Origin of the sequence: Sphingobacterium sp. IITKGP-BTPF85, from assembly GCF_001006065.1 — a bacterium.
GTDB lineage: Bacteria > Bacteroidota > Bacteroidia > Sphingobacteriales > Sphingobacteriaceae > Sphingobacterium > Sphingobacterium anhuiense.
Window position 1 is genome coordinate 1 of record NZ_ASZT02000027.1, and the last position, 16,672, is coordinate 16,672.

At 35.4% G+C, this 16,672-nt stretch carries 15 protein-coding genes and 3 pseudogenes; 8 read left to right on the plus strand and 10 right to left on the minus strand.

The genetic code is table 11. The features are described from left to right. Positions 1 to 18: 18 nt before the first annotated feature. Positions 19 to 1,368, minus strand: a complete 1,350-nt coding sequence (locus L950_RS07550; RefSeq protein WP_021188438.1) for an NfeD family protein — start codon at positions 1,366 to 1,368, stop codon at positions 19 to 21. Between the two features lie 45 nt (positions 1,369 to 1,413). On the opposite strand from L950_RS07550, the gene L950_RS07555 reads away from it, so the two are divergent. From L950_RS07555 to purH, 4 genes and pseudogenes are all read left to right on the plus strand, one after another. Continuing rightward, on the plus strand, positions 1,414 to 2,046 hold the full coding sequence (locus L950_RS07555) for a hypothetical protein (RefSeq protein ID WP_021188439.1): 633 nt from the start codon (positions 1,414 to 1,416) through the stop codon (positions 2,044 to 2,046). Positions 2,047 to 2,174: 128 nt separating this feature from the next. Further along, the gene (locus tag L950_RS07560) at positions 2,175 to 3,059 is read left to right on the plus strand and encodes a LysM peptidoglycan-binding domain-containing protein (RefSeq protein ID WP_021188440.1); all 885 of its coding nucleotides are present in this window, start codon (positions 2,175 to 2,177) and stop codon (positions 3,057 to 3,059) included. A gap of 34 nt (positions 3,060 to 3,093) precedes the next feature. Then, positions 3,094 to 3,729 (plus strand): uridine kinase, encoded by a 636-nt coding sequence (locus tag L950_RS07565; protein WP_021188441.1) that lies wholly within the window; start codon positions 3,094 to 3,096, stop codon positions 3,727 to 3,729. Positions 3,730 to 3,836: 107 nt separating this feature from the next. Beyond that, positions 3,837 to 5,362, plus strand: a pseudogene (purH, locus tag L950_RS07570) (bifunctional phosphoribosylaminoimidazolecarboxamide formyltransferase/IMP cyclohydrolase). Between the two features lie 191 nt (positions 5,363 to 5,553). Here the strand turns inward: purH and fabV are convergent. After that, positions 5,554 to 6,750: an enoyl-ACP reductase FabV gene (fabV, locus tag L950_RS07575; RefSeq protein WP_021188442.1), complete on the minus strand. Its 1,197-nt coding sequence runs from the start codon at positions 6,748 to 6,750 to the stop codon at positions 5,554 to 5,556. A gap of 313 nt (positions 6,751 to 7,063) precedes the next feature. Between fabV and L950_RS07580 the strand changes: the two are divergent. Further along, positions 7,064 to 7,845 (plus strand): annotated as a pseudogene (locus L950_RS07580) (multidrug resistance efflux transporter family protein). Here L950_RS07580 and L950_RS07585 read toward each other — a convergent pair. From L950_RS07585 to L950_RS07595, 3 genes are all read right to left on the minus strand, one after another. After that, positions 7,842 to 9,623, minus strand: a complete 1,782-nt coding sequence (locus L950_RS07585) for an ABC transporter ATP-binding protein (RefSeq protein WP_021188443.1) — start codon at positions 9,621 to 9,623, stop codon at positions 7,842 to 7,844. The pseudogene L950_RS07580 and the gene L950_RS07585 sit on opposite strands and share 4 nt — an antisense overlap. Before the next feature lie 128 nt (positions 9,624 to 9,751). After that, complete coding sequence (locus L950_RS07590; protein ID WP_021188444.1) at positions 9,752 to 10,546, minus strand: S1/P1 nuclease; 795 nt, start codon at positions 10,544 to 10,546, stop codon at positions 9,752 to 9,754. 67 nt (positions 10,547 to 10,613) lie between these two features. Next, positions 10,614 to 11,078 (minus strand): DUF4268 domain-containing protein, encoded by a 465-nt coding sequence (locus tag L950_RS07595; protein ID WP_021188445.1) that lies wholly within the window; start codon positions 11,076 to 11,078, stop codon positions 10,614 to 10,616. 134 nt (positions 11,079 to 11,212) lie between these two features. Here L950_RS07595 and L950_RS07600 point away from each other — a divergent pair. Further along, a pseudogene (locus tag L950_RS07600) lies at positions 11,213 to 11,745 on the plus strand (lipocalin family protein). Here L950_RS07600 and L950_RS07605 read toward each other — a convergent pair. The 3 genes from L950_RS07605 to L950_RS07615 form a co-directional block, all read right to left on the minus strand. Further along, complete coding sequence (locus tag L950_RS07605; protein ID WP_021188446.1) at positions 11,742 to 12,047, minus strand: hypothetical protein; 306 nt, start codon at positions 12,045 to 12,047, stop codon at positions 11,742 to 11,744. The pseudogene L950_RS07600 and the gene L950_RS07605 sit on opposite strands and share 4 nt — an antisense overlap. A gap of 81 nt (positions 12,048 to 12,128) precedes the next feature. Beyond that, positions 12,129 to 12,575, minus strand: a complete 447-nt coding sequence (locus L950_RS07610) for an OmpA family protein (protein ID WP_231576967.1) — start codon at positions 12,573 to 12,575, stop codon at positions 12,129 to 12,131. 8 nt (positions 12,576 to 12,583) lie between these two features. Beyond that, complete coding sequence (locus L950_RS07615; RefSeq protein ID WP_021188448.1) at positions 12,584 to 13,648, minus strand: DUF937 domain-containing protein; 1,065 nt, start codon at positions 13,646 to 13,648, stop codon at positions 12,584 to 12,586. Between the two features lie 221 nt (positions 13,649 to 13,869). On the opposite strand from L950_RS07615, the gene L950_RS32400 reads away from it, so the two are divergent. Continuing rightward, positions 13,870 to 14,385 carry an alkaline phosphatase gene (locus L950_RS32400; protein WP_231576968.1) on the plus strand — a complete coding sequence of 172 codons (516 nt, stop codon included), beginning with the start codon at positions 13,870 to 13,872 and terminating at the stop codon, positions 14,383 to 14,385. 101 nt (positions 14,386 to 14,486) lie between these two features. Beyond that, positions 14,487 to 15,281, plus strand: a complete 795-nt coding sequence (locus tag L950_RS32405) for an alkaline phosphatase (RefSeq protein ID WP_231576969.1) — start codon at positions 14,487 to 14,489, stop codon at positions 15,279 to 15,281. Between the two features lie 66 nt (positions 15,282 to 15,347). On the opposite strand, the gene L950_RS07625 is transcribed toward L950_RS32405, so the two are convergent. Both L950_RS07625 and L950_RS07630 read right to left on the minus strand, forming a co-directional pair. Further along, positions 15,348 to 16,112, minus strand: a complete 765-nt coding sequence (locus L950_RS07625; protein WP_021188449.1) for a TerC family protein — start codon at positions 16,110 to 16,112, stop codon at positions 15,348 to 15,350. Positions 16,113 to 16,282: 170 nt separating this feature from the next. Next, entirely contained in the window at positions 16,283 to 16,672 is a 390-nt protein-coding gene (locus tag L950_RS07630; RefSeq protein ID WP_316930569.1) for an adenine phosphoribosyltransferase, read from the minus strand.

Genomic DNA, 16,672 nt, shown 5'->3' on the forward strand with positions numbered 1-16,672 from the left:
TTTTCGTATAAGTTACCTTTAAGCCTTTTCTGCTTTTCGTCTTACAAATAAGTTGTAGTTCTCATGCTTATCTACATAAATCTCCTCCCCTTCTTCAATAAATCCATCCAAAGCCACAGCATCATACCAGACTCCCTCTATTTCAATCTTACCAGATGGGCGCAATACAGTCTTTGCTACTCCTTCCTTATTCAATAAATTGGACTTTAAAATAGAGGAGGTATATCCTTCTTCCGATTTTTGCTCTTCCTTTAAAACAAGTCGTCTAAAAACTGGAGCCTTTAACAGATTTTTCCCAAAGATGACCATCAATATGATCGACAGTATCATGGCTCCTACAACTAATAAAAATGAATTAAATAACATACCTGGATAAGCGAGTTTAAAATCTAAAAAATCATTGGCAACAAGACTAAAAGTCAGACCGCAAATAACAAAAATTATTCCTAATATACCGGCAATTCCAAAACCGGGAATAACAAAAACTTCTAAAAGAATTAATACAAGTCCTACTATAAAGACAGCTATTTCCCAATTTGCAGCTAAACCTTGAATATAGAGTGGTGCAAAGAACAGTAATGCCGCTACAATCGCAACAGCAATAGCAAATCCTAAACCAGGGGCTTGCATTTCGGCATAAATACCACCTATTATTAACAAAATCAGTATACCACTTACAGCTGGATTTATTAAAAAACTGATAATATGATCAATTGTACCCTTACGATAGACAGTTTCTTGTACATTGACTATATTTAAGTCTTTATAGATCATATTACGATTGCTAACTTCCCCCTTTGCCAGTCCAAACTTAACAGCCTCACTGCTCGTTAGAGTCAACAATTGTCCATCTTGCTTTATCAACGGCAATGATACATTAGGATCAACAAAAGCTTCTGCCAATTTCGGATCACGATGTTTTACCTCTGCCGTTGCGCGCATCAGTCCTCGCATATAAGATTGGTACTTCTCAGGAAGCACTTCTCCATTAGCATTGACAACACTTGCTGCGCCTATACTTCCCCCCGGATGGATATAAATATAGTCACTCGCCAAGGATATCAGCGCTCCTGCAGAAGCTGCATTATTATTAATATAAACAATCGTCTTAATCTTTGAGTCAAGCAATTTTGTCCGGATAGAGTCTGCAAAATTTAGGGCTCCTCCATATGTATTCAATTCCATTAACACATAATCCACCTTTTTACTCTGTGCGCTGTCGTAAACTTGTTTTACTGTACGCCAGGCACTTGGCCCTATATCATCCTTTAATTCAAACACATACACCTTTTGGGCAAAACTTGATGTGAATAATACCAAGCTTAAAAAGACTGTTATTAAAAATGATTTACTAATTTTGCCTTCCATAAATAAGATTATTAAAAAAATAAACAAGCGATTAATACATTTGCTATGTCTAAATATACTATTTCTAACGCATTTTCTCAAACCTTCAGATTTCCGGTCTGGAAAATAGAAATAGATGAAATAAGCAGATTGATTGCTATTGAGTGCCGCGATCCTGAAAATACTGTTCCTTACATCACAGTTCTGGATTTTAAAGGTACAGTGTATTTAGATCATTTTAGACTACCAGAAAAGGAATGGACTTTAGCGGCTATCCAAGATCAAGTTGTCGTGTTAAGGAAAGTTTCTGAAAATAGTCCTGTATCTCCAGGTGTTTGGATGCTATTTCATCAAAAACCAGATACGACTTATTTATACCATCAATACCAATATCTTGGGATACTCAATGGTTATGTACATGTTCGTCCACAACATATCACTGCAGGTTTCGAACAGTATTTCTCATTTCTTTCAAAAGAAATTTTAACGACAATACCTTCAGAAATTAAACCTTTTGAAAATGATATAGTCTTTCCTTTGGAATTTAATGCGCAAAAACCTTCATTTTTGCAGCATATTAAAAATAATGAAGATCTATGGATCAGTAAATGCAATGATCATTTTCTATGGTCTTATCATGAAAAACGGGAAAAAAATATACCATCAGATTGTTGCTTTCTGATAAAAAACAAGTTCTAGATGAAACGTTAATTATTAGCGATCTGGATTTAAAACTGGTGCAAATCTATTTTCAAATTGGGTGTCAGATTTTTCTTTTAACACACAATAAACAAGAATTTGTATCGTATTTAGTATAATTGTAAAACATGATGAACATTCTATCAAAATCTACCACATATAAAACACTAGCATTCTTATCATTAGCAATGTTAGCGATAAATCATAACAATGTGTCAGCGAGCACATTTACGATTGCAGCAGCACCCGACTCCATCGGAGTTGAAAAAATTGATGGACAAGAATATGTTCTTTTCAAAATTGAAAAAGGCGATAACTATTACCAGTTAAGCAAAAAATATAAAACTACCGTAGGTAAAATAACGGAATTAAATGGAAACAAAACTTTAGCTCTTGGCCAGATTGTCAAAATCCCGACCGGTCGCATGTTTTATGTAACTCCAAACAATTCAAAGAATTCTACAGTTAAAGGCTCCCAAAAAGAACTGATCGATTATAAAGTTGGTGACCAAGAGACTCTGTATGCTATTTCACGTAAATTTGACGTAACTGTTGAAGAAATAAAGAGAGCAAATAATCTGCGGTCAAACAGTATCAGCGGAGGCCAAATATTAAAAATCCCTAATAACAGCAACTTAAATATACCTCAAAAACCAGACACGCTATTTATCGGTCCAGATACCACTGCTGTAGAAGAACCCGTTATTGCAGCTAACAAATATGGTATTCGCGAGAAAACGGAACGTGGAATTGGCGTTTGGATAGATGGACTGAATGAAAATGGGACCAGTAATTTAGCATTACATAAAACTGCAGCAGTAGGTACCGTGCTTAAAATTACCAATCCGATGACAAGAAGCGTGACCTACGCCAAAGTGGTTGGTAAATTTAATGAAAATGCAGATACACATAACGCCATTGTTGTTTTATCAAAATCTGCGGCCGCTTACATAGGCGCTTTAGATAAGCGCTTTCAAGTCGAAATTACTTACGGAGTTCCTTTAGAGGATTAGTGCTGATCGATTCTTTTCGAATATTATATATTAAATGAATAAAAAACCATATGTCATTGGAATCGCAGGTAGTAGCGGTTCTGGTAAAACATTTTTTCTAAACTGTTTTTTGAAACACTTTAGTCCCGACGAAGTGACGCTTATTTCACAGGACGACTATTACATACCAGCAAATACAAAGACGCAGGAAGAAAATAAATTGTATAATTTTGATCTTCCAACTTCGATTGACCGAAATGCTTTTTATAAAGATATTAGTGATCTATTTGACGGAAAAACAATTTATAAAGAAGAATATACCTTCAATAACCCTGCTATAAAACCAAAGATGCTGGAAATTAAACCAGCACCTATTTTGATTATTGAAGGACTGTTTATCTATCATTATACAGAAGTAAACAAGTTAATCGATCATCGGATATTTTTAGATGCAAACCAAGATATCGCATTGGAACGCAGATTACGACGAGATTTAATAGAGCGTGGTTATTTTGAAGATGATGTTCGTTATAAATGGGTTAATCATGTTTTACCGTCTTACAATGAATATTTATTGCCCTACAAAAATAGTTGTGATCAGGTTATAATCAATAATACGGACGATCCTGAACCGATCTGGAAGATCACAGATGATATCTGCGCGGATTTAAAAGATAAAATTTATAAATAACAATAAAAAGACTGTGTAGAACAGTCTTTTTTACTTTCAATCGTTCCTAAAGGGTTTGTGCATACTTATTATTTACCTATCTTTGCGCCAGCAAACAAATTATACTAATGAGCCATTCTGTAAAGATTAAAAATGCTTTAGTGTCTGTATATTATAAAGACAACTTAGCACCATTAATTCAATTATTAAACAAATACGGTGTTACCTTCTATTCTACAGGTGGCACAGAAGCTTTCATCAAAGATTTAGGTATTGATGTAGTTCCTGTAGAAGACCTAACGAGCTATCCTTCCATTTTAGGTGGTCGTGTAAAAACATTACACCCAAAAGTATTTGGTGGTATATTAGCGAGAAGACCTTTAGAAAGCGATCAACAGCAACTAGCACAGTACGAAATTCCGGAAATAGATTTAGTCATTGTTGATTTATATCCTTTTGAGGAAACAGTAGCTTCTGGAGCTTCTGAAGAAGACATTATTGAAAAAATTGATATCGGTGGCATTTCATTGATTCGTGCGGCTGCTAAAAACTTCAATGATGTTGTTATCCTATCTTCTAAAAATGATTATACAGCTTTAGAGGAAATGTTAGCAGATCAAGAAGGTACAACTACATTGGAGCAACGTAAAGAATTTGCTAAGCTTGCTTTCAATACTTCTTCACATTACGATACTGCTATTTTCAATTATTTCAATAAAGAAAATACGCTTGATGTATTCAAACAATCGGAACAAAAAGCTCAAGTATTACGTTACGGTGAAAATCCACATCAAAAAGGTGTTTTCTATGGTGATTTAGATGCTATGTTTACAAAACTGAACGGCAAAGAATTATCCTACAACAATTTGGTAGATGTAGATGCTGCAGTTGCGATCATTGATGAATTTACGGAGCCTACATTTGCAATTTTAAAACATACAAATGCATGTGGTGTAGCTTCACGTCCTACAATCAAACAAGCATGGGTGGATGCTTTAGCATGTGACCCTGTTTCTGCGTTCGGTGGTGTTTTAATCACTAATGGTGAAGTAGATGCTGAAACTGCCACTGAAATCAATAATTTATTTTTCGAGGTTCTTATTGCGCCTGCTTACTCAGAAGAAGCAATTGCAATTCTTACAGCAAAGAAAAATCGTATCATTCTAGTTCGTAAGGAGGTTGAATTACCATCACAACAATTCAAAACATTGTTAAATGGTGTTATACAACAAGATAAAGACAATACAGTTGAAGGACCTGAGCAAATGACTGCTGTTACTACAGTTGTCCCAACAGCGGCTCAATTAGAAGATTTATTTTTCGCAAACAAAATTGTTAAACATACCAAATCAAATACAATTGTATTTGCTAAAAATGGCACATTGATCACTTCAGGTGTTGGTCAGACATCACGAGTTGACTCATTAAAACAAGCTATTGAAAAAGCGAATGCTTTCGGATTTGACTTAAAGGATGTTCAATGGCTTCTGATGCTTTCTTTCCTTTCCCTGACTGTGTTGAAATTGCAGCAGAAGCCGGTATTGCAGCAGTTCTTCAACCAGGAGGCTCAATCAAAGATCAATTATCAATCGACATGTGTAATGAAAAAGGATTAGCAATGGTGACGACAGGAGTGCGTCATTTCAAACACTAATCTTCCGATTGAATCATATAAAATAGAAGAGACTGTTACCTAATAAGGAGACAGTCTCTTTTTTGTTTATAAATAAAGTCAATCTGCAGAACGAAACATTTTCGACAATCTTTAAAAGTGTCATAAAATAGCATATAATAAATAAAGGCGACCAATGGTCGCCTTTATTTATTATATGCTATAGTAACAGCTTAAATGCTTGGTACGTTTACCAATTCATTTGTATCTGCATTATAGTCGATACCATCAAAATTAAAACCAAATAGGTTAAAGAATTCGTCACGGTAACCTTGAATGTCAGAAATTTCTGATAGGTTCTCTGTACAGGCTTTTTCCCAAAGTGCCGCTACTTCTGCTTGAACATCAGCTCTCATTTCCAAATCATCTACACGGATACGACCTTTTTCATCCAATTGAACTTTACCGTCAGCTGTGTAAAGACGCTCTGCAAATAAACGTTGCATCTGCTCAATTGTACCTTCGTGAATACCTTTTTCTTTCATCACTTTGTATAGTAAAGAAATATATAAAGGAACAACAGGAATTGCAGAACTTGATTGCGTTACCAAAGCTTTATTAACCGAAACGTACGAAATACCGTTAATATCTTTCAATAAATCATTTAAAGCAGGTACAGTACCTTCTAAATCATCCTTCGCACGGCCAATTGTACCGTTACGGTAAATAGGGAATGTTAACTCAGGACCGATATACGAATAAGCCACTGTTTTAACACCATCTGCTAATACACCAGCTTCTTTTAAATCTTCAATCCAAAATTTCCAATCTTCTCCCCCCATTACTGCTACTGTATTCGCAATATCTTCTTCATTATCAATCGGATTAATCGTGATATCAGAAATCACACCAGTATGAAAATCCACTGTTTTATTTGTAAAAGGAACATCAATCGGTTTCAAAACAGAAGCATATGAAACACCTGTTTTTGGATGTGTCCGTCTCGGAGAAGCTAAACTATAGATTATTAAATCAACTTGACCTAAATCCTGCTTGATTAATGCTATAGTTTGTTTTTTGATTTCATCAGAAAAAGCATCACCATTGATACTTTTTGCATAAAGACCAGCCTCATGTGCTTCTTTTTCAAAAGCAGCAGTATTGTACCAACCAGCTGTACCAGGTTTCCCTTCAGCTGCCGGTTTTTCAAAAAATACGCCAATTGTTGCTGCTCCAGAACCGAATGCTGCTGAAATACGAGATGCAATACCGAATCCTGTTGATGCACCAATGACCAAGACTTTCTTAGGGCCATTAGCAATTTCACCTTTAGATTTTACGTATTCAATCTGGTTTTTAATGTTTTTCGCAGTTCCTTCTGGATGCGAGGTTAAACAAATAAATCCTCTAGTTCTTGGTTGTATAATCATAATGATTAATTTTCTTACTCATGTTTTATTAAGGATGCAAAATAAACAAATTTTAGTAACAATTGATGCATAAATAAAGAATATCTTTTCAAGACATATCATATAATCGGTCTTGACATTGTCCTATTCATTAATTACTTTAGAAGTTACAAATCCTGATTCTTATATAAACATGCTCCTTACCGCTAAATCAAAAGCACTTTCATTTGGTATATTAGCCTCATTATTTTTCGCTAGCACTTTTGTCCTCAACCGCATCATGGCAGTTTCGGGAGGTGGATGGCAGTGGTCTTCAGCCTTACGTTTTGTATGGATGCTACCGATATTGTTACTTATCGTTATTATACGTGGAAATTTAAAACAATTATTGATTGAAATGAAAAGAAATCTAGGGCAATGGTTGCTCTGGAGTACACTTGGATTTGGAATTTTCTATGCTCTGTTGACATTTGGGGCAAGCTATGGTCCTTCCTGGTTAGTTGCAGGAACCTTTGAATTTACCATTATTGCCGGTATGTTTATAGGTCATTTCATGCAACGTAAAGAAAATCGACAGCCATTTTCTAAATCGACCTTATTTTTTTCCTGTATCATCTTTTTGGGTATCCTAGTCATGCAAATTTCTGAGGCTAAATCTACTCCGTTGTCAACAATATTGCTCGGAACTATTCCTGTACTAATAGCCGCAATTGCTTATCCTGTTGGTAACCGTAAAATGATGGCCTTAACAAAAGGCTCTTTGGACACGTACCAGCGTACATTGGGTATGACGCTCGCAAGCATGCCATTCTGGATTATTCTGATGTTCTTTGGCTTTCAGGAGCATGGACTTCCCGATCAAAGTCAATTGTTACAGACCTTATTAATAGCCTTATTTTCTGGTGTTATCGCAACGCTACTTTTTTTAAAGGGACAGAATTAGTGCAACATGACCATAAAGCACTTGCCGCAGTTGAGGCAACACAGGCTATGGAAGTGATTTTCACATTAATAGGGGAAATTATCATATTGCAAACTGCTTTCCCAAACAACTTGGCTACAACCGGTATTTTACTTGTAGTAGTAGGAATGTATCTGCACAGCAAAAACCATTAATGATTTAATGTTTTACTAATTTTATCCAAATTGAGACTATTAGCCATAGCAGAAAAGATCTTATAATAAGTGCCACGATGATCGTATAAATCTTCATGAATGCCCTTCTCGACTACCCTACCTTTTTCCATCACCACTATTTCATTGGAGTCTATAATTTGGGAAATACTATGAGACACAATAATAACCGTACGATCCTTTTTTATAGCATCCAAACTATTTTTTATTTGTTCGGTAGCAATGGCATCCAAATTCGCAGTAGGTTCGTCTAGAAAGATAATCGGAGGATTTTTCAAAAACAAGCGGGCAATTGCTATTCGTTGCTGTTGCCCCCCTGAAAGCAAATGAGCTCCAGAATCGTAACCTTGAGGCAACTCCATAATCTGTTCGTGAATGTAAGCTTCTTTAGCTGCCTTAACAATTTCTTCTTTACTACTCCCTATCTTTCCATATTCAATATTTTCAAAAATAGAACCTTTAAAAATATGGTTGCGCTGAAGAACCATACCGATATTTTTTCTTAAAAATTTAGTATCATAGTTTTTAAGATCAACTCCATCTAATAAAATCCGACCAGCTGTAGGTTCATAAAATTTATCTAAAAGATTTATAACTGTACTTTTCCCTGCGCCGCTTAATCCAACAAGCGCTGTGATCTGATTTGGTTTGATTTGAAAAGAAATATCTCTTAGTGCATGGGTTCCGTTAGGATATTCAAATGATACGTCTTCAATCACAATATGGCCTTTGATCTTATCTGGTATAAAAGTACCGCTTCCCTCAATCAAAACATCAGACTCCAATATTTCGAAAAATGATTCCGAGTAAATTAAAGCATCATTTACCTCATCATAGATACGATGCAGTTGACGAATAGGAGCTGAAACATTTGAAAATAACATAATATGAAACATAATCGCTCCAATTGTAATCTGATTGTCCAGCACCAGAAAAGCAGTTAAAACAATAATTGCAACAACTGCTATCTGCTCAATAAAATTCTTTAGACTATCAAAAATGAAACTCGTTTTTCGTGTTTGCATCTGATTTTCCGTCATTTCAAATTGAATCTTCTCATGACGGTCTGCTTCTTCAGGTTCGCGTACAAAAGATTTTATGACCAATATAGAGTCAATTAAATTAATGATTCTATTATTCTTGGATTCTCTATATTTTCGCATCTGCCGTCTAAATCCACTAAGTTTTCCAGCTTGTGTTTGACTGATGTAGAAATAAATTGGTATAACTGCGAGCCCAACCAATCCGACGTACACATTAGCCATAAACATACATACGAGCGCCACGATGGCATTCGCAAATAAAGGAAGGATATCGATAAAGAAATTCTGAACTAAACGTGTCAGCGAGCTAATTCCCGAATCAATCCGTGTCTGCAATTTTCCGCTTTCATTTTCTTCTGACGTATAAAAAGCCATTTTATACGTCAATATTTTTTCTACAATCTGTTGTGAAAAATCTCTTGCAATAAATATACGTAGTTTTTCACCGTAGAATTTCTGTCCAAACTGAATAAAGGAATAGACAATCTCTTTTACCAAAAGAACTGCAGAGATAATCCCGATCAAATGCATACCTCTAGACAGCGGTTCTTTAGCGACCATCAAGTCACTGATAGTATCTACCGTATATTTCAAGATGAAGGCATTAATCTGCGCGGCAAAAGATCCGACCAAGGTTAAAACTAAGGTATAAAAGATGAGGTTTTTATAGGGCTTGGCAAATGGTGTTATCTTCTTGAACAGTAGTGATATGGTCATATATTAAGGCGTAAAAATAAAAACGACAAGAAAATTCGTTGTATTAATCTGACCACAACAATAATACCGAAAATAAAAAAGGGAAATGAATACATTCATTTCCCTTTTTTATTTTATAAGACTAATGATTAACCAAAAACATCATTCAAGATTTTTGCCAAACGTAAACCACCTCTAAGCATACAATTTTCTGCTTTATAAATATTGTTATAAATGTAGTTATAAGATAAGTTTGCGTTGAGCTCAACATCTGCATAGATTTTATCTGAAAGCTGATTTGACTCATACAACCAGCTCGCTAATGTACCACCTTGCACCTGCTTAACTTCATTTTTACTTAAAATATCCAACACTGTTGCATATTCAGTATAGCTATATTTTTCACCATCGATCAAATCTGAATCCCATACACGGTGTATATTAGATTTTTTTCCGAACCAGCTTACTTCAATTTTATTTCCACCTTGATCTTCGGCTCTACTTACGTGCATCGGCTGATGAGCGTCACCGATTAAATGGATCAGCATGTATAAATTTTGTTTCTTTTTTTCAAGCGTTAAATCTTTTTCTGAAAATGATTTTTCCAATCTCAACACCGTTTTGTATAAATTTTCTTCATTGGAATTTTCCATTGCTAACTGAAAATCAGCCCAAGGTAGATGCGGATTAGTATTTATAAAATGAGAATTCCCCAATTTTTTAAATTCATCATGCGGATCAGATTTAATAAAATCACCCCAATTTGCCCAATAAGCTAGTTTCTGTTTTCCAATTATTTTTTGAATATTCTTTTTTGCTTTTTTTGTCAGATGACGTTCTGCGACCTCAGCAACGACACGATGTCCAGTAGATCCCCATGCGAATACGGAAGAAATCTGCAAAGTCATTGCGAGTACAATTAGACTTTTTAGTATATTTTTCATAAACAATACAATTTTAGCGCAAAGGTAAAAATTACATCCTCAAATAAAACCCTATTGACGTAATAATTTAACTTTTGAAAATTTCAAACCCATATTGAGCATCACACCAAAACTCATCGAGAGCAATTAATCTTGGTTTGAAAAATGATATCAGATCGGGCCAGTCTTCTTGTTTAAAAATACTTTTTCCCTCCATAGTCATATAGATCATACTTACAGATTTCCCTTGTTCATCTTCCATCTCCAGATCCCAGGTCCATTCCTCTCCTAGTATAGCTGTTAGAATGGTTTTGTACTCTTCAAACTGCTCCATCATAAGTTTACGCATTGATAGGTCACGATGACTCCACTCAATTGCTATTAAAGAAAGGCGTTTATCTGCCTCCATCTTAAAGCGTAGATTTTTAATACCGGTTCTATAGTTTACCCAATTAATTTTCTCTCCATCAGCAGAGTTATTTAAAGCCATATACTGTCCAAATCGGGTCCAAAAAGTCTCCTTCAACTGTTTTACTTCTTCTCTTGAATACATGGTACTTAATTTTAAAATGACGAAAATACTACTTTTATTTTCATAAATGACTAAACATTCGTCTCCACTTTGGCGTTTTTATTGCATGTACCCATAGGCACAGCTCACAGATTTATGAACAAATCATCATTATTATGGATAAGAAAAAATCACTTCTCATACTCGCCGCTACCGCTGCCGTCACGTTCGCTTACAATGCGTTAAAACCAGTAAAATCCAAAGTCAAAGTCATCGAACCTTTTGACATAGATCGTTACTTAGGCAAGTGGTATGAAATAGCAAGGCTAGATTTTAAATGGGAAAAAGGTCTGTCACAGGTTACTGCTACTTATAACAAAAATAATGATGGTAGCATTGCGGTAAATAATCAGGGATTTCATGACAAAAAAAATAAATGGAAACAGTCAATCGGTAAAGCAAAGCCTATTGATTCATCAAAAAAGCGGCTTTAAAGGTATCCTTTTTCGGTCCATTTTACAGTGGTTATCATGTAGTGAAAATTGATCAAGATTATCAATATGCACTCATTTTTGGAGATAATTTGGATTATATGTGGATATTATCCAGAGAAAAGACAATACCTGAAGATATTAAATTAGCCTATTTGGAATATGCGCGTAAATCTGGTTATGCCATCGAAAACCTGGTTTGGACCAAACAAGATTAGCCAAAAATAGGCTTTAATACACCATAGTCAAGAGTTGGGTCTTGAGCAAAAACTCGAGCCAGCTCTTCACGATCTTCCTCCGTGATAATCCCACCAAGTCCCTTATTGTATAATTCAAGCAAATACAAGGAAGCCTCAAGCTTGTTTTCATAGGTTAAAATTGCACTTCCCACATAAAAATTTAATACCGATACTGCATATTCACCGAAAATGTCAAATCCAAATCCTGCGCCCGACTGTACTGCAAAACGCATATATTTTTCAAAGTCAGATTTTAAAATTTCCTTTACCTTGTTTTCCATATCCGCAAAAATGCAATATTATAGTGAAATAAAAAAAAGGAGATGAACTTCGTTCACCTCCTTTTTCTGTTCCAATTGGACCTATCGTACGCTTATAGCAACGATACGATCCAATACGCGTTCCGCTTCAGGTGCATCAGCTGCTGCTTTTGCAAACTCAGAACCATAACCTTCAGCGCCAATAACCTGACTACTAGGTCCTTTTCCAATCAAATATACTTTAACTACCTCAGCGCGATCTGTAGATAATTTCTTATTAAAATCCTCATTTCCAGTTTTATCTGTATACCCGCCAATCTTTACAGTTGCTGCAGGGAAAGCTTTTAGAATTGCCGCTATGTTTTCTAATTGAACTTGACTTTCAGGAAGCACTTTAGCCGTACCTGTTTCAAAATTTAAATTATCAAAATTAAACCACTTATCTTTCAGTTCATCCTCGCTTAGCGCTTTGTAGTCTGTTTTTAGAAACTGCACCAACTGATCTTCAATACCACCTTTATAGGCTTTTAACTTTACACTATCCGGCAAAATCACCTCTAAACTTCGCGAACGACCGGAGTAACAGCAACAACAGTCAAACTTGTGTCTACAGCTGTTGTATTCATGCTATCGGTAACAACTACCTGATCTTTATCACCTTTACAGCCTTTCCCGAATAAGAACCAAAGAACAGCAATAATTACGATGGGTATTAAAATTTTCCAAATTCCTCCACCGCCAGAAGACGGGGTTTCTGTATGTAATGGATCAACAATGGGACCGGAAGGCGGAGGTGGAATAATAGGAACATGATCAATAGGAGGCACAACCGGAGGTGCTGCAGTGACTGGATTATCATGATTTACAGGTTTCGGTGGAACAATAGGTAGTGTTACAACAGTCAACTCTTCCTCTTTGGAAACAGATTCATTTGTGACCTCTTCTGGGTGAGTAACTTGAGGTTCCTCTTTAGTAACTGGCACTGATACCAATATTGCTTCTACAGGCTTATCTGTAATACTGCTATCGTGTAATTCACTATCAGTAGAAGAGGATCTAATTTGATCCGCCTGAGCAAAAGAAGTTCCAAATGCCGCTAGTCCTAATCCTGAAGGCAATGCGGCTGTAAAATTATCCTTATTTTCATTTAATAATCGACCGATTGCACTTACATCCCAATTTGTTCCATTTTGTGTTAAACCCGAGAATACAGCAGGTAATGAAACACTTAATAACTTTTCAACAGTGGATTCATTGCCTCCAACAAGGCTGCCTAAGCTTGAAATAATTGAATTAAACTTGTCTCCAAAGATAGATTGTAAAAGATCATTGTGATGAGGTTCAATAGGCTCTGCATCTACCAATCCATTGATACGTCCTGTTTCAGTATTGGTTTTTAAAAAGTCACCAAAATTAAAATCTCCATAATATTGTTTAGCTTTCTCTAAAATTGCAGCTAAGCCACTTCCTGACTCTTTTTGCAACCCTAAGAAAACAGTAGGAACAATTGCTCCAATAGCTGATTTCACTTTTTCTTTATCTTCCCCTACGGAATTACCGAGCTTAGATAAGACTTCATCATTAAAAAATTCTTTAGCAGAATTTAAAAGGTTAATTTCCATAATGTTCAAATTTTAGTTTATCCGTTACTTTAAGTTACACTTCACGATCAAGTGCTATGCTACAATTTCACCTTGTTGTAACAATTACATACCAAGAATTGTTTTAACACAATATATAATGCTGAATTTTAAAACTTAACATTAAACAAATATGGGTTTGCTATATTAGCCCATTAATATGATATTAAGACTATAAATACCAACATCAACTATTATTAAACATGATCAAACGTACACTCGCAACGACATTTTTCTATTTAGCATCACTATCTATTTTATTTGCTCAAAATAAACCTAAATATATATTCTATATGATCGGTGATGGTATGGGACTCAATCAGGTCAATTCTACAGAAGTCTATTTGGCAGACCTTGAAAATAGAATCGGTTTGAAACCTTTAGTATTTTCGCTTTTTCCTGTCGCTACTTTTGCTTCTACATACTCCCTATCCAATGGCATTACCGATTCTGCTGCTGGTGGAACAGCACTTGCTGTAGGATCAAAAACTAAAAATGGTGTTATTGGAATGGACTCAACACAAACAAAACCTTTAAAAAGCATCGCTTATGCGGCTAAAGAAAAGGGGCTAAAAGTCGGCATCACAACTAGTGTCAGCATTGATCATGCTACTCCTGCTTCATTCTATGCACATCAAACAAGCAGAAATAAATATTATGAAATAGCAACAGATATTCCTAAATCAAACTTTGATTTTTTGGAGGATCTGGCTTTTTAAAGCCTAATACGAATGCTGCCAAAGAATCTGTAACGCCAATTTTCACATTATTTGAGAAATCAGGTTATACATTAGCTTTTGGAAAATCGGATTATCATCGATTGAAATCAAAAGCAGATAAGATGATCTTGATTAACAATAAAGATACTGATCCTGAATCCTTAAAATTTGCAATCGATCAAAAAGATGGAGATCTCAATCTTAAAGAAATTACGGAAGTAGCAATTGAGTCACTGACAAAAAATAATGATAAAGGTTTTTTCTTAATGGTCGAGGGAGGAAAGATTGATTGGTCCAGCCACAGCAATGATGCGGCAACTACACTGCATGAAGTAGTCGATTTCAATAACTCCGTACAGGTTGCTTATGATTTTTACTTAAAACATCCGGAAGAAACATTAATCATTATTACTGCCGACCATGAAACAGGCGGTATAACCTTAGGAAATGGAAGTAGCAATTTAAACTTCAAAGCCCTCGTAAACCAAAAAGTTTCTCAGGGAGAACTTTCTAAAATAATTACTAAAATACGTATAGAACAACCTAAGACAACTTGGGAGCAAATCAAAAATATACTAGCAGAAAATCTTGGTTTATGGACAAAAATTAAAGTCAATGAACGTCAAGAAAAAGCTATGTTCCAGGCATATGAGAATAGTTTTATCAAACATGTAAACGCAACAGAAAAAAGCCTGTATGCCAATGATGAAAAACTAGTAGCTGAAGCTGTCAAAACATTAAACGAAGTCGCAAATATATCATGGGCTTCTGGCAATCACTCTGCAGGTTACGTTCCTGTTTATGCAATCGGAGCTGGCTCTGAACTGTTTACTCACAAAATGGAAAACACCGATATTCCTAAAAAAATCGCACAAGCGGCGGCATTAAGCTTATAATAAGCAATAAAAAAAGCGGGGGTTATCAAAATGATAACCCCCGCTTTTTTTATTTTAAATCTTCATCTATTTATCATGCTGTTTATGCATCTGTTTTTTCTCGCTTTTAATATTTAAAAATTCGACTAAAACAGAGAAAGCCATTGCAAAATAAATATATCCTTTTGGAATATGCTGATCAAATGCTTCTGCTGTCAGCGACACCCCGATCAAAAGAAGGAAAGACAAAGCTAGCATTTTCACGGAAGGATAATTATTGACAAACTTACTGATCTGCTCGGAGGATAGTAACATAATAACAACAGCAATAATTACTGCCGCAACCATCACACCTATTTGATCAACCATACCAACCGCAGTGATCACAGAGTCTAATGAAAAAACAATATCTAAGATTAATATCTGAAAAATTGTACTTAAAAAAGTTACACCCTTTTTATTGACTTTATGTTCTTCAATGTGCCCGTCCATTTTATGATGTATCTCGGTCGTACTTTTATAAATTAAAAATAGACCTCCAATAAATAGAATTAGATCCCTACCTGATAATTCTAGATAACGAGACCAATCCGGATTGTCAATACCAAAAGTAGTTGCAAGATTAATAAATGGTTCTGTCAAAGACATGATCCATTTAATTGAAAATAACAGAAGCACACGAGTTACTAATGCCAACATCAAACCTAACTGACGGGCCTTTTTTTGCTGTTCGGCAGGGAGTTTACCGCTAAGAATAGAGATAAAAACAATATTATCTATTCCAAGCACGACTTCCAGTACTGTCAATGTCAGTAGTGAAATCCAAATCTGTGGGTCTGAGATCCATTCCATAAAATATGTTGAGGGTTTTTATAAATTAAATTATTTATAATGTGCTAATGAAAAAACATGGGGACTAAACCGGGTTAATCTTCCCTGGCTATTTAAAAAATCTAGGCTGATGACAAAACAATATCCAGCGATTTCACCACCTAATTTTTCAATCAATTTACTTGCAGCCACTACAGTGCACCTGTAGCCAGCAAGTCATCATGGATGAGAATTCTACTTCCTTTTGGAAAGGCATCTTCATGGATTTCTATAGTCGCCTGTCCATACTCAAGAGCATAAGACTCTGAAATTGTATGAAAGGGTAATTTCCCCTGCTTACGGATGGGAACAAAAGGAATCTTCAAACGATTGGCCAACATCATTCCAAACAGAAAACCTCTGCTCTCAATACCAGCAACAGCATCAAGTTTACAATCCTTTACCTGTTCTACAAAAGCGTCGACCATCTCTTCACACAGCTGTGCATTTTGCAATAGCGGTGTAATATCCTTAAAAACAATTCCAGGTTTAGGGAAATCATATACATCCCGAATGATATGTTTTAATTTTTCTTCAAGCAT